The sequence below is a fragment of the Vibrio sp. PID23_8 genome, from assembly GCF_003584965.1.
GTDB lineage: Bacteria > Pseudomonadota > Gammaproteobacteria > Enterobacterales > Vibrionaceae > Vibrio.
This window is the reverse complement of sequence record NZ_LIXE01000007.1, coordinates 127,146-153,194: the sequence shown is the minus strand read 5'-3', so window position 1 is coordinate 153,194 and position 26,049 is coordinate 127,146. Positions and strand designations below refer to the sequence as shown.

Sequence of the window (26,049 nt, the reverse complement as noted above, 5' to 3'; positions counted from 1 at the left end):
TACCATTCGTACTTGGCGCTCGGATTTGCTCTAAACTGGATCAGCCAATTTTGTGTTCATACTCAATAACGACTTGGCTGCCTTCAATGAATACATTGCGTATGTCCCCATCGACTGTCACTCGGTTTTGTAAATAAACCGAACCTGAAGTGGAAAATTCACGCTCAGTGAAAGACGGAATAACCTGATTTGGACGCACGTGCAGTTGTTCACAAAGCTGATTAACAAAACTTAGCGTTAGTGGCGTATTTCCACGTAATAAGGCGGTAAATTCGTGCAATCCCAAACCCATACGTTTCGCCATCTCCATTTGAGTCATATGCATTTTTGCTTTTTGCGACATCCAAATGTCATAGAGCGCGTTTCTATCTAGCTCTGTAAATTCCATGATCCACCTCCCCTATTCAAAGTGGCCCTACGGTCTCATATTTGAGTGTGATAAATGTTAGGGATGAGTCAGAGAATAAACAATTCATCCATTGAATCTCTTGACAGTCATCTCGCCCAAAAAAACGTCGATGGCTACCTAAACACTTTCATTGAGCCCGCTAGAACAATGATTCCACTAGGGTAAAGACGCAGACTTTGTTACCTTTTAGCCATTGCTATTTAGAAAGAAACAACACCTATGTCACCTTGGCTTACTGAACTACAAAACGATATCATGGTCCACCATCAAGAATGGATCAGCAGTGTATTATTCATCACTATTGCAAGCTTTTTCACGTGGATTGCATGGCGGGTATTACACTCTCGCTAATCTATTCTTGTAGAGAAAATCCCTTTCCATTGGGTTGATTTGCTTTTAGAAGCATTAACCCCCCCATCAGCACGCTAATTTGGTGCTGGCCTGCAACCGTCTCGTTGGGCATCGTTTTGCACAGCGAACTAGGCAATCAATTCAACTGGCTAAGCACGAGTCAGAACGTGCGTGGAGAGAGCTTGAGAAAGCAAAAGAGAGCTGAACACTATAAGTAAACTTTGAGGATGGACAATAAACCCAAACTTTTCATCAAGTGATACAAAAGTACCTCATACTGTATGAGGCACTTTTTATTACTATTTCGCTGTCTAAGGGACAAAAATAGGACATTTTAGGGCGTTAAATAGGGCTATTTTTGCCATTCACATGTTCGGATAACCAGTGCTTGGGTAACAGCAACAAGCCTATCTAACCTTGTACTACCCGACTCCCAATCAAGGATAACTTTGCCAGATTAGATTGCCCGCTACGCACAACGTCGAAGCCTTCTTGGAAGTCATCAATCTTGTAGTGGTGCGTGATGATTGGCGTTAGATCGAGGCCTGATGGGATCAGTGAAGCCATCTTGTACCAAGTTTCGAACATGTTAGGAATAACAGTCTAAATACCTTTAATTATCAAAAATTTACAATAATCTATGGGACAGATTTGGGGCAAATCAATGCGCTTTTGTATTTTTGATATAAGAAAAGGGAAAGCTGCTACGTATTATAGCAACCTTTCCCTTCTCCGACATTACCACTCCGACACTAAAAGTCGGCTTTTGATGCCTCTGACTTGCAACCCCATTGCTTCAAACACTTCTTCAAAATCGCTGCACTGAGTTGATATATTAGGCAATGAAAGCATTGCCTCTGTGAAGAACCGCTCTTGGTTGTGTGTTCTGTTCTCGCTTTATCGATAGGTCAAATCAGTTCTGCATCGGTTTTGATTTCTACCAGTGCGGGACCATCGAAGGCAAGGGCTTTTCGGATCGCTTCATCCAGTTGGTCTTTCGTGTCGACGCGGATGCCAAGCCCGCCGCAGGAATTAGCGAATTCGGCAAAATCCGGATTGTGCAGGGATGTCTGCCAAACCTGCCAGTTGCCCGCACGCTGTTCCTTGGAAATCTTACCCAGTTCGCTGTTGTTGAGCAGGATATGGGTCAGGTTCATGCCGTATTTGACGGCGGTGGTAAACTCCGCCAGATACTGGCCGAAGCCGCCGTCTCCACTGATTGAGATCACCGGCCTTCCCTTGTGCGCCTCGACCGTCTGGGTGGCGGCCCAGGCACCCATGGCAGCGGGGAAACCGAAGCCGATAGAACCCAAGTAGCCGGACATCAGCACTGTCTGATTGGTACATTCGAAATAGCGGCCAAAAGAGTAGGTGTTGTTGCCCACGTCTACCGCGATGACGGCATCCTCCGGGCAGGCCGCTGAGAGTGCGTCAAAGACGGTGGCGGAATTGAGCCCGTGGTCGTTATTGCGAGCCGCGCGGCGCGTTTTTTCCTCACGCCATGCGTCCCAGCGCCCAGCCACTTCGGCTCGCTGGTCGACGGTCGAATGCATTGCCGGCAGGTCGTTCAGCAGGCGCCGGGCCGTGACGCCGACCTCGCCCCAGACCGGCACATCGACGGGGTGGAACTTACCCAAAGCCATTTGTTCGAAATCGACTTGGATAATGGGTTTGTGTTCGGTGATCCCGGTGTGATTGGCAAATGACGCACCGAACACGATCAGGAGATCGGCTTCGTTCATGCAGCCGCTGGCGATGGGGGTGCCGCTGCGGCCAAGTACCCCTGCGGCCAATGGATGTCGGTCACTGACCTGACCCTTGGCCTTGAAGGTGGTCAGAACGGGGGCACTGAGTCGCTCCGCCAGCGCGAGTACGTCCGCCATGGCCTCCCTTGCACCGTAGCCAACGATGATAGCCGGACGCTGTGATGCCGCAATTTTCTCTAGCGCCATGCCTAGCGAGTCGTTGGCCGGTGAAATTTGCTGCGCTGCCAGGCGTCCATCGGGCGATGAACTCTGCGCATCGTTCGCCGCCGCAAAGACCTGGACCTCGTCTGGGAAGATCAAGTGCGCCACATCCCGTTCGACGATGGCATGCTTGAGCGCCAACGTCATCAGTTCCGCGTGTCGGCTGCCCGGCAGCACAGTCTGACTGAAGCGGCTGACCGCCTGAAAGGCCGAGGCCAGATCGATTTCCTGGAAAGCGCCCGGGCCGAACACCTGGGTGTTGACCTGACCGGTCAACGCGAGTACGGGTGCGCGATCGACCTTGGCATCCCACAGGCCGGTCATCAAATTGGTCGCGCCGGGACCGGCGATCGACAGGCAGGCGGCAGGTTTTCCGGATAGCTTGGCGAAGCCTGAGCAGGCAAAAGACGCGGCGCCCTCGTGGCGAATACCAATGTAGGTGAGATTCCCAGCATCTTCCTGTTCGCGAATCGCGTCCGCCAAGCCCAGATTGGAATGCCCTACCATGCCGAAGACATGAGTGACACCCCAGTTCACCATGGTTTCCACCATGACGTCGGAGATGGTGCGGGTACGTTCCCGATGCTCCTTGACCTGGACATAGACTCCGTCATCGCGCACTTCGACTGGGTAGGTATCCACTCCATCCCCGAATCCACCGGGGGATTTACCGCTCAACGGATGGAAGTCCCAGCCATGCCAGGGGCAGCGCAGCCAGCATTCGCCGCTCTCGTCGCATTCGATGCCGCCCTCGCCGAGTGGGCCACCCTGGTGGGGACAAGCATTGTCCAGTGCCCCGTACTGGCTCTGATGGAAGGTCAGGGCGATGGTTTTCGAGCCGGCCTGTACCGAACGGACCTCGTCATCCTTGAGCTCATCCAGCCCGGCCACTTTGTACCAAATCGTATCGAGTCCCTGGTCGGCGTCGAGTTCCTCCTGGGTAATGGCGTTATGGCTGCCGTCACAGAAGGGGGGATTGGCCGAGCGTTTGCATTGACACAGAAATGCCTTGCCATCCTGCTGTGCGGTGAACGCCTGTGGCTCGAATCCACTGCCTGCATGAGAACCGTCACAGAAGGGCTGGTTGGATGAAAGACCACAGGTGCACCAGTAATATTTTTTATCTTTCTCTAGCTCAACGGCGATGGGTTTAGTGTCAGCGATTTTCGGTTTGTTCATGATGTATCTTCCCCTCCCAGTTTTCGGGACAGCAGTTGCACAACTGCGCCTTACTCATTACGAAATTGGCCTTCGCGGATGTCACGGACAGTCTCTTCGATTTGCACGATGTCGAGCCCGGCCAATTCATGTTGCAGGCTGGTGCTATCCATCATCATATCGATGTTGGGCGGTCCGCCGGTCTTGTATTCGAGTTGTCGCGGCGTGTAGGCTTCTAGCAGCATATTATAGACAGTATACAAAAGAAGCTTCATTTGGCGAATATTGTCCCAAGGCTAGCGCATTTCAATCGCAGATTCTAAAAGCACTGAGCGGTATTCATCGTTCATGGCTGCGTTCTTTTTCTTCCGTGCCATACTTATCTTCTTCGTCGTATCGAACTTAAATAAGTTGAGAGCGATCTTCCTTAGCGCATTGAAAGCAAAGGCTCCATTTCCTTTCCGAATGCGGCACTCATCTTCTCTGAAAGTCATATCTAGCATCCAATGCATACTCTCTACTTGCCAGTGTCCTCGGACGGCTTTAAGTACTTGCTCTGCATCTAAATCCAATGAACTCGTATACCAACGAGTCTCTTTGCTCACCTTTCCTGTCATTGAATGTTCAACCTCAGAAGTGACTTTAATAATGCTTCTTAGACCACCCCATTGATATGGTTTACACATCCACCATTAATCTCCTTTCAAGAACAAAACGACTAAAGTGTTGTTAAGCTGATTAATGTGCTATTTAAGGCTGCATAATGAAAAATATTGATGAAATTCCAACTCTACTAATTGAGCAACGAAAGAAGCTTAAGTTAGAGCAAAAAGATATGTATATGCGTATTGGAATGAAGCAGCAACAATACCAGCGTATTGAAAGTGGTGCTGACGTACGACTATCAACATTACTTCGGTGCTTGAAGGGCTAGGACTCGAAATGACGATCTCACCAAAGGCTAACCGTCAGGAAGCGGATAATGTTTCTAGCACTGCTAAACTCGAACCACAATTGTCAGATCTAAAAGATGATAATGATGATCTTGAATTTTGGTTTGGAAATGAAAGCTGAGCATAAATCTGCATTAATGCTTCACTGGAGAGAATTACACGATGATTTTAAAATAGTCACCTAGTATATTTTATCTACTAAGTATGCCCCAATTTGCCCCAGTAAATGTGGGCAGTTTTGGGGCAAATTTGGGGCATTTCGAAGTGAAAAATGGGGCTGTTTTTACCATTCACCTGTTCGGATAACCTGTTTTCAAGCAAACAATAAAAGCCCTTATTCACCTGACTTCACCCTACTCCCAATCTAGGATAACTTTGCCAGAAGCCCCGCTACGCATAACGTCGAAGCCTTCTTGGAAGTCTTCAATCTTGTAGTGGTGAGTGATGATTGGCGTGAGATCGAGGCCTGATTGGATCAGTGAAGCCATCTTGTACCAAGTTTCGAACATTTCACGACCATAGATACCTTTGATGATCAGGCCTTTGAAGATCACTTGGTTCCAGTCGATACCCATGTCTGATGGTGGAATACCTAGTAGCGCAATACGGCCACCGTGGTTCATGGTTTTCAGCATTGAGTTGAATGCTGAAGGGTTGCCAGACATTTCTAGACCTACGTCAAAGCCTTCTGTCATGCCTAGCTCAGACATTACGTCTTCTAGTTTCTCTTCAGCGACGTTTACCGCGCGCGTTACGCCCATCTTACGAGCAAGATCTAAACGGTATTCGTTTACGTCAGTGATCACTACGTGGCGAGCACCAACATGTTTCGCTACTGCTGCTGCCATGATACCGATTGGGCCTGCGCCTGTGATCAACACGTCTTCGCCAACGAGGTCGAAAGACAGCGCTGTATGTACAGCGTTACCAAACGGGTCAAAGATAGACGCTAGATCGTCAGAGATCCCTTCAGGGATCTTGAACGCGTTGAACGCTGGGATCACTAGATATTCTGCAAATGCACCTTCGCGGTTTACACCTACACCGATTGTGTTGCGACATAGGTGAGTGCGACCGCCACGACAGTTACGGCAGTGACCACAAGTGATGTGACCTTCGCCAGATACGCGGTCACCGATTTCAAAGCCACGAACTTCCTGACCAATTGCAACCACTTCACCCACATATTCATGGCCGACAACCATAGGTACTGGAATGGTCTTTTGCGACCATTCGTCCCAGTTGTAGATGTGTACGTCTGTACCACAGATAGCCGTTTTCTTAATTTTGATCAGAATGTCGTTGTGGCCGACTTCAGGCTTGTCAACCTCAGTCATCCAAATGCCTTCTTCAGGCTTTAGCTTTGATAGTGCTTTAATTTTCATAATATAACCTTAACTAAAGATCCTTGGTCCTAGAATCTTAGATGATGCCCATGTCCTGACCAACTTGGATAAACGCATCAATTGCACGGTCTAGTTGCTCACGAGAGTGCGCAGCTGACATTTGAGTACGGATACGTGCTTGACCTTTTGGTACCACTGGGAATGAGAAACCGATAACGTAGATGCCTTTTTCTAGGGCACGTTCAGCAAACTCGGCAGCAACTTTTGCATCACCTAGCATGATAGGAATAATCGCGTGGTCTGCGCCACCCATCGTGAAGCCTGCACCTTCCATACGTGCGCGGAAGTGTGCTGCGTTTTCCCATAAGCGATCACGCAGATCGCCGCTTTCTTCTAGTAGGTCTAAAACGCGGATAGAAGCGCTTACGATTGCAGGAGCAACAGAGTTAGAAAATAGGTATGGACGAGAGCGCTGACGTAACCAGTCTATCACTTCTGCTTTACCAGAAGTGTAACCGCCTGATGCGCCGCCCATTGCTTTACCCAGCGTACCAGTGATGATATCGATACGATCCATCACATCATGGTATTCATGCGTTCCTGCACCATTCTTACCCATGAAGCCGACGGCATGTGAGTCATCCACCATGACTAGCGCACTATACTTGTCTGCAAGGTCGCAGATAGCAGGAAGGTTAGCGACTACACCGTCCATAGAGAACACGCCATCCGTTACGATTAGCGTATGGCGAGCGCCCGCTTCTTTCGCAGCGATCAATTGTTGCTCTAACTCTTCCATGTTGTTGTTTGAGTAGCGGAAACGCATGGCTTTACACAGACGTACACCGTCGATGATTGACGCGTGGTTCAGTGCATCAGAGATAATTGCGTCTTCTTTATCAAGAATCGTCTCGAACAGACCGGTGTTCGCATCAAAACAAGAAGTGTAAAGAATAGTATCTTCTTTACCGAGGAACTTAGATAACTTTTGCTCTAGCGCTTTGTGGATGTCTTGCGTACCACAAATGAAACGAACCGAAGCCATACCGAAACCATGCTCGTCCATACCCTCTTTCGCCGCTTCGATAAGCGCAGGGTGGTTAGCTAGACCTAAGTAGTTGTTCGCACAGAAGTTAAGTACTTCTTCACCGCTGGCAATTTTAACTTCAGCCTTCTGTTGGGACGTGATAATACGCTCTGCTTTGTAAAGGCCTTCCGCCTTCACTTCTTCAATTTGCTGCTGAATCTGTTGGTAAAATGCAGAAGACATTCGGCAATTCCTTCCTGTTTAATTTGTCGAGTTTTTACTCGATTAGAATGAGAGCGAGCCTTTGAATGACGGGGGGTCACAGGCGTTCACTTGTCAATTAAGTGTAGTGTAATTCAAGCAGGAAAAAACGATTATCCCTTAAGGTGGAAAAGCATTAATGAATTTGAGGAACAAATTAGATTAATGCTTTCCTATCAGGCTGTAATAAAAGGAGTTATGACCAAGTTGGTCGTTTGAGAAGTGCTTCAAACTCCTCTGCAGGCACTGGTCGGCTATAGTGGAAACCTTGGCCAAACTCACAGTTTAAGTTTTTCAAATAGTCCACATGACGCTGCTCTTCAATGCCTTCGGCAACAATCTTCAGATTCAGCGCTTTCGCCATTGCAATGATCACGTTGACTAATTCACGATCGGAGTCATTTTCAAACATATTTTGCAGAAAACTGCGGTCAATCTTAAGGCGATCAAACGGAAACTTCTGTAAATAACTTAAAGCCGAGTAACCCGTACCAAAGTCATCAATGGTGAGTTTCGCCCCCAGCGCTCTGAGGTTATCAAGCAAATCAATGAGCTCCTGACTGTGGTTGAACAACAAACTTTCGGTCACTTCCACATCAAATTTCTCGGCAGGTAATCCGGACTCCTCTAGGTGCTGTTTGATCTGCTCGAACAAACGATCACAATATCGGAATTGCACGCTAGAGAAATTCACCGAGACTACGACAGGTGAAATCGTTTGCCACTGTGCGGCTTGATGGCACGCCTCGCGAATAGCAAATTCACCTAATTGATGAATCAAGCCGTTTTTCTCAGCGATAGCGATGAACTCTTCAGGGCTCACAAAACCATATTGTTCATCATTCCATCGCATCAATGCTTCAGCCCCCACTATTGCGCCTTTTTCCAAGTCGATAATTGGCTGGTAATAAAGATCTAATAAATCATGTGATATGGCGTGACGTAAACGACTCTCTAAATCGAGGAAACGCTGTAAATCATGGTTCATGTTGTGGTCATAAAAACAGAACGCATTCCGTCCATCCTGTTTGACACGATACATCGCCATATCAGCACAAGCGAGCAATTGTTCAGCATTGTCACCATCTTTCGGAAAAACCGACATGCCCACACTCGCCGTCAGGAAGAACTCATGATGTTGCCAACTAAACGGCTCATTAAACACAGACAACACCGTTGTCGCAAAACGCTTAGCGCTGTCGGTGTCTTTTAGATCCGGAATAACCAACAAGAACTCATCGCCCCCGTTACGTGCGAGTAGATCCGTTTTACGCACAGCTTGCTGGAGTCTTTCTGAGGCTAACTTTAGAATCTCGTCACCAACAAAATGTCCCATGGAGTCATTGATCTGCTTAAAATGGTCAAGGTCAATGAACATCACTAATACATTGGAATCACTGCGCTGCGCTCGAGAAAGCTCAAGTTCCAAACGATCCGCACCAGACGTTCGATTCGGTAGCCCCGTGAGCACATCATGCTTCGCTTGATAAGCCAGTTCTAACTCTGAAGATTTACGACGTTCAATTTCACTCGTCAAACGTTGATTTTTCTGCGCAAGAATATCTTGGCGCTTTTTCTCTTCTTCGAGTTTTATATTCAACTCAACACGAGTGTTATTAAGATTAAACGCATACAACAAACCAATGACAATCAAGATCGCTAATACACTTAACCCTGAAATAAACATTTTCGAAGTATATAACTCACGTTCAGTCAGAGATTCAAACCAGGCCATGAGCTTGAAGTCGCGGTGGCTACCAACAGGAATTTCAAAATAGATTTTCTCTTGTAACTCTTGTAAGTTCTCATTACTGTCACTGGTATCACCTTCCCTCAACTTTTGGTTCAGAGAATCCCACACATCCATGTCGAGATCATTGATTCTCAGCACCATTCGGCCATAACTATGCTCGTGCTCTTGGTTTGTCAGCTGATCAATAACCACGTTTTCATTAATATCTGCAATTAGATAACCTACCGTCTTGGTGGATAGGATTACGGGCTTAATAACTTGTATTAGTATTTTACCATTGTCTCTGGTCGCGACGATATTGTCCGCACACTGATGATTGTCAAGAAGGTGAACGCTATAAACATTCCGGTTAAAATCTGGCCCAGAAGCCACGATGACTTTCCCATCTAGGCCAACCAGTTTTAACTGTGTATAAATCGGTAGACCATTAATCGCTTTGGCTGCCGTCTTTTTGTTCAGTTTACGTTCCAAATTAACTAAGCTTGCCCCCAAACCATATTCCATCGACATGCCGGATGCTAAGTTTGCAAAAAACGTTTGTACTGTTTTGTCTGTCGACAAATTATCAATATCTTCACTCGCTATCGTAAATAGATTATTAAGCGTTCCTGCATAACTCTTTACTTTTAGTTCTAATTCTCTATGCTGGGATTCTCTTAACTTATTTTGCCCCAAGCTCGTTACCGTAATAATCATGCCTAAATAGAGCGATACCAGTATCGCACTGATTGTGATTATTTTATTACTTGATAATATATTTCCAGACTTAATCATATGCCTTACTTATTACCTCCTAAGAAGTAGTCATTATAGAAATAATAAATCGATGGGTAATATTTTTCGACCAAAGCTTGGTACGATCCATCTCTCTTCATAGAGATTAAATATTGGTTAAAAGCTTCTTTTAATTCTGACGAATCTTTACGAAATGCTACCGCCATTTTCTGCTTTTCCGAAATCGGGCCAATCACTTTGATTTCTCCAGGCCACTTCTCTAAAGCAATGAGCGTATCCGCGACATCGAGTAATGTACTCTCAGCGTCGTTTTTCATTATTGCCGGGACCATTTCGTTTAAAAGTCGCGCTCCATCAGGCAGAATCACTTTTGCGCCAGTGTCATACAAATCATATAAGTTAGGATCGAGGCAAGAGTGCTCCATTGCCAGCACTTCACGACCTGAAATCATCTCTCTAACAGCAGTGACATCACGTTCGATTTTACCTGTTGGCTTGATTGGTGTTAAAGAAGAGTCCGTTCGCGCCACAAGCCATACGCCTGATGGAAAGTAATCGTATGAGTAATCGATTACTTCAGTGCGCCAATCTAAAATCGTAACGCCATTCGCAATGAGATCACCTTCAATTGGCACCTGTTCCCCCTCCACCAACTGCTTATCCTTATAATGCACTTGGCGACCAGTTAGCTTACCAATCATGTTATTCCACTGAGCCGGAACATATTCATAGCTCACGCCTAAAGAGTCAGCAAAGCCCTTGATGATTTCAACGTCTAAACCAGTCAGTGTCTTCATTTCACCTTGGTTAATGTAAGACACAAAATTGGCATAAGGCACTCCTATATGGCGCAATACACCACTCTCTTTGATCGCTTGTAGCTCATTCGCGTAAGCGGGAGGTGAAGCCAATGCGACCATTGCCATCGCAGCCAAGCTACGTTTGCGTGTATTACCTAACATAAATGAATACCTTTTCATTTACAAAGCGCCCAATTAAGGGCGCAGAATACCAACCTAAGATGGAATTAGAAAGAGTAGTAAAGATCTGCAATCGCTTTTACCAGACCTTCAACATCGCTCTCATCATGGAACAAGTGGGTCGAGATACGCAGTGCGTGCGTTTCGTATGCGTCCTCTTTGTATAATTTGAAGCTTGTCGTGCGGATGATGTAGCCATATTCTTCACGAAGACGGTCGCGGAACAGAGTCAGTCGCTCATTATCTGTCACATCGTTTAATGGGTTAAACGTTGTTAGACCACTGGTTAAGCCTTCCACATTTGGCGAATACATCTGAGCATGTGGTAACGCTTCGTTAAGCAGCCTCTTACATAAAGCGCTCAACTCTAGTACACGCGCTTGGATGCGGTCACGACCAATTTCATCCCACATTTGACAACTATCCGCAAGCGCTTGTTTTGCTGGGTAGTTATCATTACCAACGTATTGCATTTGTAACTGCTTACCTAAGTAATCTGAGTGAGAAAGAGAAGAGTTGATCAACCACAATGGATTTTCACGATCGCTCCAGTACTCATTCAAACGGTTGCCGTTATCACGTACATACAAGATACCTGTTGCGCCCGGACCACACTGCCACTTATGACCAGATCCTGTATAGAAGTCACAATCCATATCGTGGAAGTCTAAGTCAAACATACCAACAGTGTGAGCACCATCAACTAAAGTTGGAATACGGTATTCTTTCGCTAAAGAACAGATCGCTTTAGCAGGCAGAGTCGTACCCGTTTTATAAGTGATATGAGAAAAAACCATCAAGCGTACATTTTGGTGCGCTTCAATCGCATCACGGAAAGCTTGAACGTAATCTTCTTCAGTCACACTCTCTGTACCTGTAAAGACAGGAAGTTGAACCTCGACCACGTCCACACCAAAGCGGTGTTTCGCCACATTCATTGGAGATGTCGCAGCAATATGCTCATGGTGAGTGGTCAGAATAACATCACCTGGCTCGAAATGTAGGCCGTTAATAATCGAACATAAACCATCGGTGGTATTGCGGCATAGTACCATTTCATTCGCATTCGCACCAAAGCCCGGTGCAATGTCGGCAATCATATCTGATACATAAGGAAAACCGCCAAATTCACCTTTCATGTCCCAAGGGTATTTCGCAACCAACATATTATTGTGCTCGTAACCTTCTAAAACATGCTTTGGCATCGACCCTGTGGTACCGATATTCATGTAAGTCGTTCGTTTATCTAAAACAAACTGCTTTTGTACTTTATTCCAAAAGTGCTTATCATTTTTTTTGCCTAGTGTGCCGCTGTTCCAATCAATTTTCGGTTCCGCTGCTTGAACAGCGCCAGAAAATGCGGAAGCACTGACGCCAGCTACAACTGCGCCAGTTGCGCCTTTAAGAAAATTGCGTCGGCTGTAATTAGTCTGAATAGATTCCTTGTCGCTCATTTTTCGGTCCTTGTCGGAAATTTAGCCATATTATTAATTATGAGACCGTAACTATCTGTTACCAATACATTATTACCTATTCACCCAATGAATTAGGTATTTTCACTGCAATTAAGTGACCTCGGTTCCACTTTTCACTAATAATGGCGAGATAAGCAGCAATTTTCCCCTTAATAAATAAACAACTAAACACATATAAAATAAACAACTAAACACACATTAAAATACTCCCACAAACACCCATCGAATAATATATCGAACAATAATTTAACAATCCGTAAACAACAGCTTAAATTGAATTTTGTTAACTCAAAGTGGCAACATCGACACCAAAGTTAATTATTCAGTGTGTCACATTAAATATGTGATGATATGCATTTTATTTAGACCCATCCTTTGTGTTGTTTTAATGCAATTTATTAATGTTTTTTACACGTTAACAACATGGGAAAGAAAGCTACCTGTCGTTATACCCAAACGACATCAATATGTAGAGAGCTGATCTGTCACTGAATCACGCAGCCAGAGATTACTTAGAGATTCACCACCAACATCATAACGATCTAAGGATGAACTGTTGCTAACAGGTAGATTTGATTGTACTCGTTACTAAATAGCTATGGTGTAGCATCAATATCGATTGGACAATTTTCGTTCCAATGCCCAATGAACCTGTGGGAGCACTTTTCTCGATATGATTGGTAAAAGTGAAATAAATTCGTGACTCACTCTCAATTAAGTGAGCTTGGTAATGCACCTCTGTTCCGATTGGGCTGTGACGCAACGCATTTCCAATAGGTTAATAGTTAAGCGCTCCACTAAACCTTTATCACAGACCGTTTGAATCCCTTTGTCGGCATCAATTTTCAACACCACTCCTTAATGTGAAAACTGGCATTACATCGTCTTGGTACACTCAGCCATCAACGTACCAAGCTTCACTGGGCGATATTCATAACTCGTCATAGGGGCTTCTTTGTCCGTGACTCGTGTAGGTTAAGTATTACGCTTCGAACATTTTGCGTTCTTGACTCTAAGAATGACGATCAAATCTATCAGCAACTTCATCAAATTCTCACAAGTTCTATCGAATATCTGAGCCAGTAATGTCATAGTGCGACTCAGCTATTTACTCTAAGTGCTAATCCCTCCTAAAATGCGTGATTCACGGTTCTCATGACGGCTCTCACAATGATTCATCACGTGCTTTCTGCCTACTATGGCGAAGTTTATGGCATCGCATTTTTCAATCACTACTTAAATAACTACTCATGCGCCAAGCGAGATGAACTTTGGGAAACCTTGATGAAGGTAGAAGAACTGACCGCAGAGAAGCTCAAACCCATTCTGACCACCAGAGGAATGGACATCGAGAGTCGGCATAAAGAGATGCTTGAAAAAGGCCTCGCAGATGCAGAAAAGTGGATCGCGTTACCATGGGACGAACTGGTTTCAACCTTACTCACTTGGGTCGAACCTTATGAAGTGAAATACCGTCGCTGGTATGAACAAGTTGAGGTACAGACCAGCACAACAGAAGAGTCCACCACTTTGAAAGCCGCACTTGAGTTAATCGCTGATCACGAGACCGCGATTTATCGTTGCTGGCAGCAATACCATTTTGGTGAATCAGGTTTGCCGATCCTAACGGCTTTTCTAATAAAATATCGCTAATGCGAGACGGCGACACTTGAACCAAGCTACGTTGCGCCAGACAATATCGTCATTTCGCTACGCAAAACTGAATCATTATGGTTAACCCAAAGCTCATTGCTCTACTTCCTGATCTTGCTTCGTTTATCTTAGTAGTAAACGAAGGCAGCTTTACTGCCGCAGCCAAAAAGCTCGGTGTAACGCCCTCTGCTTTAAGTAAGCTGATCACACGATTAGAGCAAGCCCTTTCAGTAAAACTGTTTGAACGCACCACGCGTAAACTGCTCATCACCCAAGCTGGCCAAAAAGTGTATGCCCAGAGCATTGCTATGGTGAACGCAGCGCAGCAAGCAGTGGAGCTCTCTGCAGAAGAACATACTGAGCCAGCAGGTGCTCTCACCGTCGCAGCACCAGAAGCGTTTCTTAATTCGGTGCTTCAGCCGTTTGTTTTACCTTTTTTGCAGCGTTACCCAAATGTTCAGCTGAAGTTACGCGCCGCAGATGGTGAGATTGACCTGTTCCGCCAAGGTATTGATGTGGCGTTCAAACTCACGGATAAGCCGGACGAAAACTTGGTTTTAAAAGAGATCAGCAAGACCAATCTAGTTTTGTGTGCTTCTCCAGATTATCTCGCCAAACACGGTATGCCAGGGCATCCAACTGAGCTTGAACAGCACGACTGTATTTACCTTGCAGAGAACGACAAAGACAACATCTGGTCATTCTTCAAAGAGGAAGCGTTTCACTCGATTGCCGTCAGTGGTCGCTATGCCGTTAATCATTCTCAAATGCGTTTAAACGGCGTAAAGGCAGGGTTGGGGATTGGCATCTTCCACGATTTTGTAATTAAAGAGGCACTTGCGTGTGGCGAAGTGGTTGAAGTGCTGTCGGATTGGATGATTAAGAGTAACTACCACGGCGCTATTGCGATGCAGTACGCGCAAACCAAATACATGCCAGCCCGCCTACGCGTGTTTATCGATTTTATGAAGGAACACTTGAGGTCGAAGGAACTGCGTCATGTTTAATGCCATTCACCACATCGCGATCATTTGCAGTGATTACCCAACTTCGAAACGCTTTTACACCCAAGTGTTGGGGCTAAAAGTCATTGCTGAAAATTATCGCAAAGCCAGAGACTCCTATAAGCTTGACCTTGCTCTGCCTAACGGTGTTCAAATCGAACTGTTTAGCTTACTCTGTGTATGAACTCAAAAACAAGGTTAATAAGTGACTGCTATCTCACAGGTTTTGTTGGCTAACCGCTGAATAAAACAAGGGGAAAACACTACGGTACGTGCGCCCCAGTAGAAAACAAAAAGCCTCGGCGCACCGAGGCTTTGTTTTACGACTATGCGCTAATTACTTTGCTGGCATAGGAAGAATTTCAAACATCCCATCAAAATCGTCCAATGTGTTAGCTAGCTGGGTAATAAGGATTGCATTTCCCGTTAACTTCGCTTTACCGGATTTCACAAGTTCATCCAACGTTGCTTGTCCTAGTACCATCGCAGTCATATCCGCTTTACTGATTTGCAGCGTGACATCTGTGGTTGGCAGCTTATCAACTTGGATGTTCGCCATATTGGAGTTAGACACTTCCCCAAAGTAAGACTCATTTAAGTCTGGGTGGTGAATACCAAAGTTAAAATCGAGGCCTGCTTGCTCTGCTTTCTCCGCATTTAATCGAACTGCAAGGAAGTCCAAGAACATGCCAGTTGGCGTATTCGCAATGACATCTGGAGATGCCAGTTTAATCGATGGCTGAATGTCTCCAGTACGAAGCTCAACGGCGCCTTGCAGGTAAGAGTTACGCCAAGCCATGGTTTCAGACTGGTAGCCTTGTTGCTCAAAGCTATCCGCTAACGCAAAACGGTAGTCGATATTGCTTGGCTCACACTGAACAAGGTCATTAAACAGTTGTGATGCCTCTTGGTACTCACCCTTTTTGAAATGCGCTTGTCCTGCATTGAATAAGGTATCCGCACCTGCGGCTTCAACATAAACACACGACTTCGCTTTGGTTTGCAGTGGATTGGTGTTCACTGGGTTCATGTCATGGTAACCAAGGTACAGGTTCACAACTGCTCGTGCATTATGACTGTATGAGCCATGATAGCCGTTTGTGTGCCAAGTGTCTTTTTGAGATTGAGGAACGATTTTTTCAATCTCACGCCCAACATCATGGATGGTGACACCATGGTTCGCTAAACGCATCGCTTGGTTATGGATAAAGCCATAGTTATCACGTTGGAGCGTCATGTAATCCGCAATTTCGTTGGTTTCTGTCTTGCCATCATTCCACACTGGTGCAGAGTGATCGGCATGAATGTTATCAACCAAGCCACTATCAACGTAGCATAACTTCAGCTCTGTCAGATACTTGGTCCAAACTAGTGCATCACGCACTTTCGCACCACGGAAAGTATAGATATTGTGCATACCGTCATAGGTTAATTCCGCAGTATTCAACGAGCGGTATTCGGGAATATAAAGAACGATTTCTGCAGGCGCCTCAGCCCCCGGCATATTGATCGCGTGGAACTCTAACCCGTCAATGGTGACGACTTTTTCGCGTTCTTCAATTTCTTGTGTCGGAGTAACCAAGGTGACTTCACCACGAGAAGTGCCGAGACCAAGCGCATTATCAACGATGCCCTGAGTATTGTTATCCAACGTGGTTCCGTATTGGTAATTGGCACGACGCCCCATTGCAGCACCTGCAATCACGTTTTCGTCCGCTAGCTCTTTGATAAAGTCATTTGGTGCATAGATTGGTGCGCCTTCAACAAAGTCACCCGACTCAAAAATACCGCGTGAACCACCAAAATGATCTGCGTGCATGTGCGAGTAAATCATGCCCGTAATTTTGTGTTCGCCATTAATCTTTGGCAGATGCAATTTGGCAAATGCCCATGACGCCGCTGCCGCTTCTTTCGATAGCAAAGGATCGTGAATCACATAGCCATTATCAGTGCGATAGATGGTCATGTTAGACAAGTCTGCACCGCGAATCTGATACACCCCATCCGTCACTTTATACAAACCACCAGCGGCGTAGTTCAACATTCCCTGGCGCCAAATCGATGGGTTAACCGATGCAGGTAATTGCTCCACACTCATGTCTGACATGTATTCAAAGCGGTTCTTTAGCTCGCCCGCTTCATGAGTGCCAAACTCGGCAATGAGCCCTTTCTTCGTACGATCAAATGCACTGACGTCTTGCCAAGGTAGATCTTTCGCCAACGTCGCATTTGCACGCTGAGTATGTTCCGTCGCTGGCTTACCTTGGTAAGTATCTAAGCTGGCGTAATCCGCCATCGCAGAAAAAGAAACGAGTAGTGCAAGTGAAATCGCTGAAGGTGCAAAACGGTTAGTCATAGTGAGCCTCGTGGTGTCTCGTTTTTCGATATGAGGCTACTTTAATTCGTTGACACATCAAAATACATGCATGAAACTTTATTTAAAACATCACATATTGTTATGTTTTAAGAGGAGGAGCTTGTGCAACGATCCAATATCGACCTGAATTTACTTCACGTGTTTATTGCGGTTTATCAGCACCGTTCAATCACGGTTGCAGCGGACATCATGGGTTTAACTCAGCCCGGAGTCAGTGGGGTGCTGAAACGACTTCAACAGCAGCTAAGCGTACAACTTTTCGTTCGCTCAGGACGAGGCATTGAGCCTACGCATCAGGCTCACGAGTTAGCCCGTCAAGTTGAACCCGCACTCAATCAAATCCGAAATGCGTTGGAAGGAATAGACAGTTTCTCCACAGAGAACTCACGTCGTTTTGTGGTTTATACCACTGAACCCGTAATGTTAATGCTACTGCCGAAGATAGAGGCCGATACTCGCCTAGGACAGGTTGAGATTGAGTTACACCCTACGCTTTCTAGTGAAGAAAAACTGATCCATAACCTCAATCAACAAAAAGCCGACTTGGCGATCGACTTCGCGAATTACTCCGCACCTTCTTTTTTCTCTGAGTTTTTTTTAAATGATGAGATTTGCGTCATTGCTCGAAAAGCGCACCCGAGAATACAAAACTCACTGACGCTTGAGCAGTTTTATGCTGAAAAGCACGTCACCTTAAAACTGCGAAGAGAGGACGCTTATCTTGCTGACTATTTTACTAAAGAGTCGATTGGGGAGCGCAAAGTCGCTGCCGAATGTGATTCATTGGTGTCTCAAATGACGATGGTCTCAAACTGTGATTACTTAGTAGCGACGGTAAGAAGTATCGCTGACCAATTTGCAGAGCGACTCGATCTGCAAGTGCTTGATGCTCCTTTCACCAACATTCCTGTGAAATATCGGCTACTCACCCATAACCGGATGAAACACAGTCCTGCCAATATCTGGCTAAGAGACAAGCTCAGGTCATATTTCTCTACCGAGTCATCGACTTAGTAACGAGAGAAGTTGGCGATAACCGCACAATAGTATTGAGAGTGATTTAGGGGAGGAAGCAAGAGCTGGACGTCGAAGAAACAAAAAGCCCACCAAATGGCAGGCTGATTTTTGTATTCATTTAAATATTGCCTGAGCGCTCAGCCGAACAGCTTGCTCCAGATACTTGGGTTACGCTTGTCGTGATACTCTTCACGTAACCCATCAATTTCACGCAATTGCTCTTTCGCTTCAGTTAGCTTACCTGCGTCGAGGTCTGATTCAATATTATCTAACGTGACAGACAGTTTATTAAAACCTTCTAGGTAAAGGTCAAACTTTTCTGGTGGGTAGTTACCACGTTTAGATTCTTCGACGATTGCTTGCAAGCTATCAATGGCAGACTTCATGGTTTCGACATCCGATGCTCCCGCTGCCTGTTTAAAATCCATTTTCATCTGCTTCATATTTTGTTTTAAATCGACGGCTTCTGCCATTGCGTATGTTGAGCCTAACGCAACCACACACCCTAAAACTACAGGACGTAACATTTTTACTTCTCCATTGTGTGCCGTATTCTGAGTCAGCTTTTTATACCCATAACCAAGGTTACTCAAGTATTGGAGTCGCAGTGTAAAGCAATCTATTCGCTGGTGCACAGGCAAAAATGTAATCAGGTTTATGCAGTGCGAATCTCGTCAAATTCTACGATAGGATTACGGCCACGTCGTTCTAGAAATGACAAAAACTGATCAGTCGAGTGAGTGATCACCTTAGAGCTGTCAATGCCAACACCATCCATCAACTCACTGACTAAACTTAAATTACCGACATCATGACAGAAATGTGCGTCACTGCCCGTGGTAAAGTACACACCGAGTTCTTTCCCGATTTTCGCAATCTCATAACAACGCTCCACACTACCAACGCGGCTGTTGCCTTTCAGTGTGGTGTTATTGATTTCAATCGCCACATTATACTGTTTTGCACACGTTAATACGGCGTCAAAATCAAAGTCAAAATTCGGGTTGCCCAAATGCCCAAGCGCATCTACACGACCATTTTTAATCACATTAATCAAGGCTTCGGTATGAATGGCTCTATTTGCGGGAATAAAGACGGGTTCGTGAAAGCTCGCAATCACCCAATCAAGGTTGAGATCAACACTAAACGGGATATCAATATCCCCTTCTGTATTCAGAATGTTTGATTCCACACCGCGAATAATCGCCACTCCATCTAAAAAGCGAGGAAGCGTTTTTTGGTTTGAGAAGAACCAGTAGTGAGGCGCACCCGGCATTGATTCCGCGTGGTCAGTGGTACAAAACATATCCAGACCATTCACTTTTGCCAATTTAGCGTTTTCAATCAACGTACTGTATGCATGGCCACTCGCATAGGTATGTGTATGAGTATCAACTTTTAATTCCATCATTCATTCTCTTGAGTGCACAGTTGCAACCATTGTATACCCAAATGAGTTTAAGGTGCAGGATGACGTGGGGTTACAGGAGCAAGCACAAGAAAAACAGCGAGGCGTAATAGTAAGCGCTTTCCAAGTGGTTTGACGATGAAATGCACTAATTTTGCGAATGTATACACAGAGAATCATTTGTTTGACCAAATTGAATCCAAAATTAGTATAAAGTACAACATATACACTAAGCTCCAAGGAAAGGTCTTATGAAACTTATCAATGTCTTACTCGGTACCGTATGCTTACTCGTTCCCACACTCGCTACAGCCGTTCAAAATGCCACGGAGCGCAACCCGGGGGTTTCAGCCTTTATTATCGGTGGACAGCCAGCCGCAAAGAATCAACTCCCATTTTTCGCCCGTATCATTCTCCATCGTTCTGGTGAAAAACAGTTCTCGAACCTTTGTGGCGGTTCAATTATCAACGACCGCTATATCATGACTGCCGCTCACTGTGTGACGTCAGATGTCTTTACTGACCGGTGGACTATCGACGACCTTCGTGTCTTGGTTAAGAACCCCACAATGGACAACGTATATATTGAAGAATTTAAAGACGTCCGGACAATTACCATTCACCCAGACTACAATGCCAGTGATTTATGGCTCAACGATATTGCGATTTTGGAGCTTAGTCACCCAATCACCGACAATGTCGAGTCCATTACTCTACCTCAAGACTTTGGTGATTACAGCAGCCAATCTAAATATCAGATATTCGGTTTAGGTCAAACGTCGACAAATGATGAAACCGGACCAAACGCCTTACTCTGGGCAGAAGTCAAACCTCTCACTGACACTCAATGCGCCTCATTAGTGTCTGGCTATAATGCTCAGGAAAGCTTATGTGCCAATGGGTTCCCAAACCAAACCTATACCAGTATCTGTCGTGGTGATTCTGGCGGCCCATTAACTTACCAAGATGCTAACGGAACTTACCAACAAATCGGGATTGTTAGCTACGGCTCGAGCATCTGTGAATCACCTGACATTCCAAGTGTCTTTACCGAAATACTTAATTATACGTCTTGGATTGAAGCACAAACGAGTGCGGGTAATAAGACCAGTTATGATGCCTCACTAGCAAAGACCGAAGACTACCACAGTCAAGGTGATTCCGGTTTTGAACCAAAAGACACGATCAGCAATAGCGATCAAAACAGCAGTGGCGGTTCGACAAGTTGGTTAGTGCTATTGCTTACTATTTCTCTCCTAGTCAAACGAAACGTCAGTCAAACACGTTAGAAATAGCAGGCTATTTCATAGCATTGCTCCCTTGGACTCGAATCAATGACAACGATCTGAATCCTGCATCTTGAAGTCACTTGGGTATATAGGCAGACGAGCTCCGAGAAATGAAATGACTAACACTTTTAAAATCAAACACGTGGTGGATGCTGTAAAATTTAACATTGCGATCTTCACCAGTGTAATGATCGCTTTTGCACTGTCTTCGTTTTTCGTCATCGCATATGATACTTATCAAGTTATTTCGTTTGTTAGCGCCATCTTAGTGGTTTGCTTTTTCCGCTACGATAGTAAAGCATTAGCCCCCACTTTTCTGGGACTTCTTGTCTATTACTTATACACCAATAGAGCCTTTGACACCTCAGCTGTCATTGCTGCCACAACGATTCTCATACATTTCATCTGCTGCAAACTGTTTAAGCTACTACTAAATAAACAAGAGCATTCAACGGTATTTTCGGCGATGAAGTTATATTTCATCGTTTTCGGCTGCATGCTACCCATCCTAGGGGCGATAACCTTCTCATTACTTAAGTACTGGTTTAATGATGCACCAACCAGCAGCACGTTTTTCGTCTATTCTGCGTTAGGGCTGTATCTTACCCAACTGTTAGTCACTCCACTTCTGCATGTCGCACTGAACGCCTTACTAAAAGATCGCACTAACGGGATAACTCAATTGGATGACAACTTGCGCGTCTCATCAAGCCGAGAACTAGGCTACATCGCTTGGCTTGGCATGTGCGTGGTCATTATGGCCGTGGCGGTTTCTCATTCAAGCCCACTGCTTGCCAATATACTCTGTTTTCTATTGTTGATCGTCATTGTATCGGGCTTTGGCAGACACGGATTAATCCGCCCTCTTTTGCTCGGTTCTGTTGCCATTCTCACTATCATCCAAAATGAGATACATCGGGTAAATCTCAACTACGGGCACTATGCTAACTTCTTAGAATGGATCGTGATTGCCGCCGTAACAACGACGTTGGCGTACCTGTTAGGCAGTCAATCCATTCGTCGCTACGAGCTTGCTCAGAAGCAGATCCAGTACGAGCGAATCGACCCATACACTGGCCTGTACAACATTGCACAGCTAAAAGAAGACTTAGAGCTCCACGGTTCATTGGTATTAGTGTACTTAGATTTAGCGCCAACGATTTCGAAAATATCTGACTTGGACCATGAAGGGAAGACCCAGCTTATTCAACAACTTCATGATTACTTATGTAAAGGCATTACCAGCTTACCACATTGCTTCCGTCCACCTTTCTCTATCGGTATTCTTGGTTACGCTTTGCGCGATAGCCGCATCAACTCTAATTTAAACCGTCTCACTAAATACCTTGATGAATTCCAGTTTTATTGGCAAGGCACATCGATATCGCTGGTGCTGCCAACATTGCACTGTACTCATGCTTCACTGGACGATGACATAGAGAAAACCGTGTCTGCACTTTGCGATCAGCAACCGAGTTACGGCCAGTCAATACGCTGGTTAGATGCGCATCACGTACCAGTGAGAGGATTAGACAAACTAAGCTTTATTCAACAAGTGTTTAAAAAAGGCATGTTCGAACTTTATTGCCAACCTTATGCTAAGTTAAATGGCAAACAGGACAACGCATGCAGTTTCGAAGTGTTGTTGAGGATAAAAAACATCGATGGCACTTACCTTTCCCCAGCAGAGATTTTTCCTCTTATCAATCAGTTCGGCTTAGAAGTTGAGCTTGACCACTGGGTTATTGATAACACATTTAAAATGCTGAGCGGGTCTGTTCGCGATTGGAGCCACATTGAAAAATGCGCGATTAACTTAACCGCAAAAACGCTTGGGGTTGAACACTTAGCGGATAGCATTATCAACCAAGCTAAAGCGTTTAACATCCCACTTTCCCGTATCTGTTTTGAAATTACTGAATCTGCCGCATTCCAGAATGAGCAACAGGCGATTGATACGTTAGTCGCGATGAGAACGGCGGGCTGTAAAATCGCGATTGATGATTTCGGCACCGGGTATGCGAGTTTCGCTTATCTGCGCAAACTGCCATTAGACATATTGAAAATTGATGGTGCATTTGTCATCGATCTACCAAATAGCGAAACCGACCGATTGATCGTGAACTCCATTTGTAATGTCGCCGATGACATGCATTTAGAGACTGTTGCTGAGTTTGTGGAAACTGAAAAACATATAGAGATATTGAAAAACCTAGGTATCACCTACGCGCAAGGCTACGGTGTGGCGAAACCTAGACCACTACTTACATTTTTAAACACATTTTGAGCCTGAAAAGAAGCTAGAGATTAGATGAAATTTAAATGAACATAAAAGGGCGTTTATAACGTTCTTCGCTTTAGCCGCGAGTTAATAATATCTTCAATCAGTTTTTGTTCTTTTTTGGCTTTCTCGTAATTCTGCTTTTGGCGCCAGCGTTCAAGCACTTTTTCCAGTCCCTTAATGCGAGCATGCTTGTTCTCTAGTGTATTTTGTACCGAGGCGCATTCTGCTTGCATCAGCGCTTCCTCTTGCTCATGGTGACGGAGCATCTTTTGCAGCAAGTGATCGACACGATTAAGGTTCATTAATGTGGCGCTATTGAGTGTCGGCGTCGTCAATGCGGAATGCCCTGCATGCGCTTTCAGTTCCGATAACTGCGCCAACTGTAGCGATAAATGAGCGTGTCGCTGCCGCATGACATCCAACTTCTGACCTACTCTATCGCGCTGCTTTTCTTCCATTTGTTGCAGTTTGCCGACGGCTTTTAACTTGGCTTCCATGCACTATTGCCCACTTTGAAACATCTGTGCCAACGCGGTTAAACTGGTTGGATAGTCTACCGCTTCATTCGCTGATTGCTGCAAATAAGCACGCAATTTCGGGTACATCGAAACGGCCTGATCCAACTCCGGATCTTGCCCCGGCTGATATCCTCCCAACGGCAATAACTCTTTCACCTGCAGATAATTGGAATAGTACTGACGGAAATTGTTCGCAATAGCGCTGTGCGCTTCATGAGTACATGCGTTCATACAGCGGCTGATCGATGCATTGATATCAATAGCGGGATAATGCCCCTGCTCTGCCAATTGACGAGAAAGAACAACGTGACCATCTAATATTGCCCGAGCTGAGTCCACCACTGGATCTTGTTGGTCGTCCCCTTCAGCTAATACTGTATAAATTGCGGTTAAACTGCCGTGAGGGTTTTCACTGTTCCCTGCGCGCTCTAAAAGTTGCGGTAATACACTGAATACCGAGGGCGGATAACCACGCGATGCTGGCGGCTCGCCAAGTGACAACGCGATTTCTCGTTGCGCCATGGCATAGCGAGTAAGCGAGTCCATCAACAATAAAACGTCTTTGCCCTGATCACGAAAGTATTCTGCTACGCGATGGCAAAGTAACGTCGCTCGCAAACGCATTAATGGTGATTCATCGGCGGGTGCCGCAATAATGACCGCTTTTTGGCGTGCTTCTGGGGTTAAATTTCGTTCGATAAATTCTCGAACTTCTCGCCCTCGCTCACCAATCAAACCAACGACGATCACATCCGCTTCGGTGTTTTTCGTGATCATGCCCATTAAAACACTTTTACCAACACCACTGCCGGCCATCAGACCAATGCGCTGGCCTTTACCGACAGTCAGTAGCCCATTAATAGTACGGACACCAACGTCTAGCGGCGTATCAACTGGCCTACGCTTAAGCGGGTTGATCGGTTTTGGCTCAAGTGAAACTCTATCACCGCCCTTAAGTGGCGCACCATCATCAAATGGTTCGCCTAACCCATTAACCACACGCCCTAGCCACTGCGAACTAAGTTGTACGGTGCTGTCGCCATCCAGTGGGATCACTTTTGCGCCAGCAAATAACCCGCCTAAACGTCGTATTGGCATCAAATAAGCAACCGTATGTTCAAAGCCCACCACTTGCGCTTCAATCATATCGCCTTCCGCTGTTTCGACTAGACAGCGTTGTTCTAGTTTGAATCGGCACCCCACTGCTTGTAGCATCAGCCCATTCACCTTGATTAGGCGACCGGTAACTCGGGCGACAGGGATCGAATCGAGCGATGCTAATGCATCGCTCAAACGTTCATTCAATAGTTCGTGGCTTAAGGTGCTACTCATTTTCTACTTCAACCGAAGGGAGAGGAACTTCGTCCAGCAAATGCTGCTTTACGTTATCCATACAAATTTGTAATCGAGAATCACAACTCGCATCAGCCTCTGCATCATCCGTCACCAAGTGACAACCACCTACCGGCAATTCGCTGTTCGCAACCAACTTCCATGACGCTGACAACTCTTTATTGATTTGCGTGATCCGTTCAAGATCTTGCGGATTCAAATGCACCGTCACCGTTTCTGCTTTGCCCGGCATAGCCGATAAGGTTTCATCCACCAACGCCAAAATCTGCTGAGGCATGAGTGTGAGTTCCGCTCGAATCACTTGTTGCGCGACTTTCTGAACAAGTTCACAGATCATTTGACGCTGCTGTTGCTCTTTCTCACTTTGCCAACGAGACAAGGCTTGATAAAGTTCGTTGACCGGTTTTGCTGCCTCTAAAAAGCTTTGTTTACCCGATTGCTCTCCAGATACGAAACCTTTCTGAAAACCTTCTTTCTGCCCTTCTAGAAGGCCTTTCTGCTTACCTTGCTCAATGCCTTGACGTAGACCTTCCTCGTGACCTTGCTGCAAGCCTTGTTGAAAACCAACTTCTAATTGCTGCTGAATATCAACTTGAGTCTCTTGCCAGTTCTGGCTTTCCGATACAAAATCATCTTCAATCGTAACTGGCTTAGCTAACGGAGGGAATCGATGTAAACGATAACCATTCGGAGGTAAACGCATGATAGTGGATCTTCTCTCTGCCATTGTG

General features: G+C 45.6%; 21 protein-coding genes and 6 pseudogenes. 9 read left to right on the top strand and 18 right to left on the bottom strand.

All coding sequences use genetic code 11. The features are described from left to right. Positions 1-40: 40 nt before the first annotated feature. On the bottom strand, positions 41-388 hold the full coding sequence (locus AK966_RS13430) for a transcriptional regulator (protein WP_099078212.1): 348 nt from the start codon (positions 386-388) through the stop codon (positions 41-43). Positions 389-628: 240 nt separating this feature from the next. Here AK966_RS13430 and AK966_RS20180 point away from each other — a divergent pair. Continuing rightward, positions 629-918, top strand: a pseudogene (locus AK966_RS20180) (mechanosensitive ion channel family protein); the annotation flags it as partial. A gap of 272 nt (positions 919-1,190) precedes the next feature. Here the strand turns inward: AK966_RS20180 and tdh (AK966_RS13420) are convergent. The 5 genes and pseudogenes from tdh (AK966_RS13420) to AK966_RS13405 form a co-directional block, all read right to left on the bottom strand. Next, positions 1,191-1,348 (bottom strand): annotated as a pseudogene (gene tdh / locus AK966_RS13420) (L-threonine 3-dehydrogenase); the annotation flags it as partial. Positions 1,349-1,498: 150 nt separating this feature from the next. Continuing rightward, positions 1,499-1,627, bottom strand: a pseudogene (locus tag AK966_RS13415) (methyltransferase type 12); the annotation flags it as partial. A 41-nt stretch (positions 1,628-1,668) separates the two neighbouring features. Continuing rightward, on the bottom strand, positions 1,669-3,906 hold the full coding sequence (locus tag AK966_RS13410; protein WP_119464330.1) for a thiamine pyrophosphate-dependent enzyme: 2,238 nt from the start codon (positions 3,904-3,906) through the stop codon (positions 1,669-1,671). 50 nt (positions 3,907-3,956) lie between these two features. Continuing rightward, positions 3,957-4,160, bottom strand: a complete 204-nt coding sequence (locus AK966_RS19950) for a hypothetical protein (RefSeq protein WP_220473356.1) — start codon at positions 4,158-4,160, stop codon at positions 3,957-3,959. A 21-nt stretch (positions 4,161-4,181) separates the two neighbouring features. Then, a pseudogene (locus AK966_RS13405) lies at positions 4,182-4,574 on the bottom strand (ISAs1 family transposase); the annotation flags it as partial. Between the two features lie 74 nt (positions 4,575-4,648). Here AK966_RS13405 and AK966_RS20175 point away from each other — a divergent pair. After that, positions 4,649-4,819, top strand: coding sequence for a helix-turn-helix domain-containing protein (locus tag AK966_RS20175; RefSeq protein ID WP_253252653.1), 171 nt, complete (start codon positions 4,649-4,651; stop codon positions 4,817-4,819). An 8-nt stretch (positions 4,820-4,827) separates the two neighbouring features. Then, complete coding sequence (locus tag AK966_RS20170; protein ID WP_259343771.1) at positions 4,828-4,959, top strand: hypothetical protein; 132 nt, start codon at positions 4,828-4,830, stop codon at positions 4,957-4,959. A gap of 232 nt (positions 4,960-5,191) precedes the next feature. Here the strand turns inward: AK966_RS20170 and tdh (AK966_RS13395) are convergent, their stop codons facing one another. The 6 genes and pseudogenes from tdh (AK966_RS13395) to AK966_RS20335 all read right to left on the bottom strand — a co-directional run. Further along, on the bottom strand, positions 5,192-6,223 hold the full coding sequence (gene tdh / locus AK966_RS13395; protein ID WP_119464329.1) for an L-threonine 3-dehydrogenase: 1,032 nt from the start codon (positions 6,221-6,223) through the stop codon (positions 5,192-5,194). Between the two features lie 37 nt (positions 6,224-6,260). Next, positions 6,261-7,454 (bottom strand): glycine C-acetyltransferase, encoded by a 1,194-nt coding sequence (locus AK966_RS13390; protein WP_099078216.1) that lies wholly within the window; start codon positions 7,452-7,454, stop codon positions 6,261-6,263. A gap of 214 nt (positions 7,455-7,668) precedes the next feature. Further along, a complete protein-coding gene (locus AK966_RS13385) occupies positions 7,669-9,999 on the bottom strand; it encodes a bifunctional diguanylate cyclase/phosphodiesterase (protein ID WP_119464328.1) in 2,331 nt (776 codons plus the stop codon). Between the two features lie 5 nt (positions 10,000-10,004). After that, positions 10,005-10,922 carry a transporter substrate-binding domain-containing protein gene (locus AK966_RS13380; protein ID WP_119464327.1) on the bottom strand — a complete coding sequence of 306 codons (918 nt, stop codon included), beginning with the start codon at positions 10,920-10,922 and terminating at the stop codon, positions 10,005-10,007. Between the two features lie 65 nt (positions 10,923-10,987). Further along, positions 10,988-12,394, bottom strand: a complete 1,407-nt coding sequence (locus tag AK966_RS13375) for an aminotransferase class V-fold PLP-dependent enzyme (protein WP_099078219.1) — start codon at positions 12,392-12,394, stop codon at positions 10,988-10,990. Positions 12,395-12,974: 580 nt separating this feature from the next. Then, a pseudogene (locus tag AK966_RS20335) lies at positions 12,975-13,372 on the bottom strand (sensor histidine kinase); the annotation flags it as partial. 213 nt (positions 13,373-13,585) lie between these two features. Between AK966_RS20335 and AK966_RS13365 the strand changes: the two are divergent. The 3 genes and pseudogenes from AK966_RS13365 to AK966_RS13355 form a co-directional block, all read left to right on the top strand. Continuing rightward, entirely contained in the window at positions 13,586-14,068 is a 483-nt protein-coding gene (locus AK966_RS13365) for a hypothetical protein (protein WP_099078220.1), read from the top strand. Between the two features lie 77 nt (positions 14,069-14,145). Beyond that, entirely contained in the window at positions 14,146-15,075 is a 930-nt protein-coding gene (locus tag AK966_RS13360) for a LysR family transcriptional regulator (protein ID WP_099078221.1), read from the top strand. Beyond that, positions 15,068-15,241, top strand: a pseudogene (locus tag AK966_RS13355) (VOC family protein); the annotation flags it as partial. The gene AK966_RS13360 and the pseudogene AK966_RS13355, both read left to right, overlap by 8 nt. Positions 15,242-15,409: 168 nt before the next feature. On the opposite strand, the gene AK966_RS13350 reads toward AK966_RS13355, so the two are convergent. Further along, on the bottom strand, positions 15,410-17,428 hold the full coding sequence (locus AK966_RS13350; protein WP_119464326.1) for an alkyl/aryl-sulfatase: 2,019 nt from the start codon (positions 17,426-17,428) through the stop codon (positions 15,410-15,412). A gap of 123 nt (positions 17,429-17,551) precedes the next feature. Between AK966_RS13350 and AK966_RS13345 the strand changes: the two genes are divergently transcribed. After that, positions 17,552-18,463: a LysR family transcriptional regulator gene (locus tag AK966_RS13345; protein ID WP_099078223.1), complete on the top strand. Its 912-nt coding sequence runs from the start codon at positions 17,552-17,554 to the stop codon at positions 18,461-18,463. A 140-nt stretch (positions 18,464-18,603) separates the two neighbouring features. Here the strand turns inward: AK966_RS13345 and AK966_RS13340 are convergent, their stop codons facing one another. Continuing rightward, on the bottom strand, positions 18,604-18,993 hold the full coding sequence (locus AK966_RS13340; RefSeq protein WP_099078224.1) for a cytochrome b562: 390 nt from the start codon (positions 18,991-18,993) through the stop codon (positions 18,604-18,606). A 128-nt stretch (positions 18,994-19,121) separates the two neighbouring features. After that, the gene (locus AK966_RS13335; RefSeq protein ID WP_182852679.1) at positions 19,122-19,874 is read right to left on the bottom strand and encodes a phosphatase; all 753 of its coding nucleotides are present in this window, start codon (positions 19,872-19,874) and stop codon (positions 19,122-19,124) included. Between the two features lie 251 nt (positions 19,875-20,125). On the opposite strand from AK966_RS13335, the gene AK966_RS13330 reads away from it, so the two are divergent. Together AK966_RS13330 and AK966_RS13325 are read left to right on the top strand one after the other, a co-directional pair. Continuing rightward, positions 20,126-21,163, top strand: a complete 1,038-nt coding sequence (locus tag AK966_RS13330) for a trypsin-like serine protease (protein WP_119464324.1) — start codon at positions 20,126-20,128, stop codon at positions 21,161-21,163. A 115-nt stretch (positions 21,164-21,278) separates the two neighbouring features. After that, the gene (locus AK966_RS13325; RefSeq protein WP_119464323.1) at positions 21,279-23,450 is read left to right on the top strand and encodes an EAL domain-containing protein; all 2,172 of its coding nucleotides are present in this window, start codon (positions 21,279-21,281) and stop codon (positions 23,448-23,450) included. A gap of 53 nt (positions 23,451-23,503) precedes the next feature. Here AK966_RS13325 and fliJ read toward each other — a convergent pair whose 3' ends face one another. From fliJ to fliH, 3 genes are read right to left on the bottom strand one after another with little or no spacing between them, the layout of a single operon-like run. Continuing rightward, positions 23,504-23,944: a flagellar export protein FliJ gene (gene fliJ, locus AK966_RS13320; protein WP_119464322.1), complete on the bottom strand. Its 441-nt coding sequence runs from the start codon at positions 23,942-23,944 to the stop codon at positions 23,504-23,506. A gap of 3 nt (positions 23,945-23,947) precedes the next feature. After that, a complete protein-coding gene (gene fliI, locus AK966_RS13315; protein WP_119464321.1) occupies positions 23,948-25,297 on the bottom strand; it encodes a flagellar protein export ATPase FliI in 1,350 nt (449 codons plus the stop codon). After that, a complete protein-coding gene (gene fliH, locus AK966_RS13310) occupies positions 25,290-26,045 on the bottom strand; it encodes a flagellar assembly protein FliH (protein ID WP_119464320.1) in 756 nt (251 codons plus the stop codon). Before fliH ends, fliI begins: the two co-directional genes overlap by 8 nt. Positions 26,046-26,049: the final 4 nt, after the last annotated feature.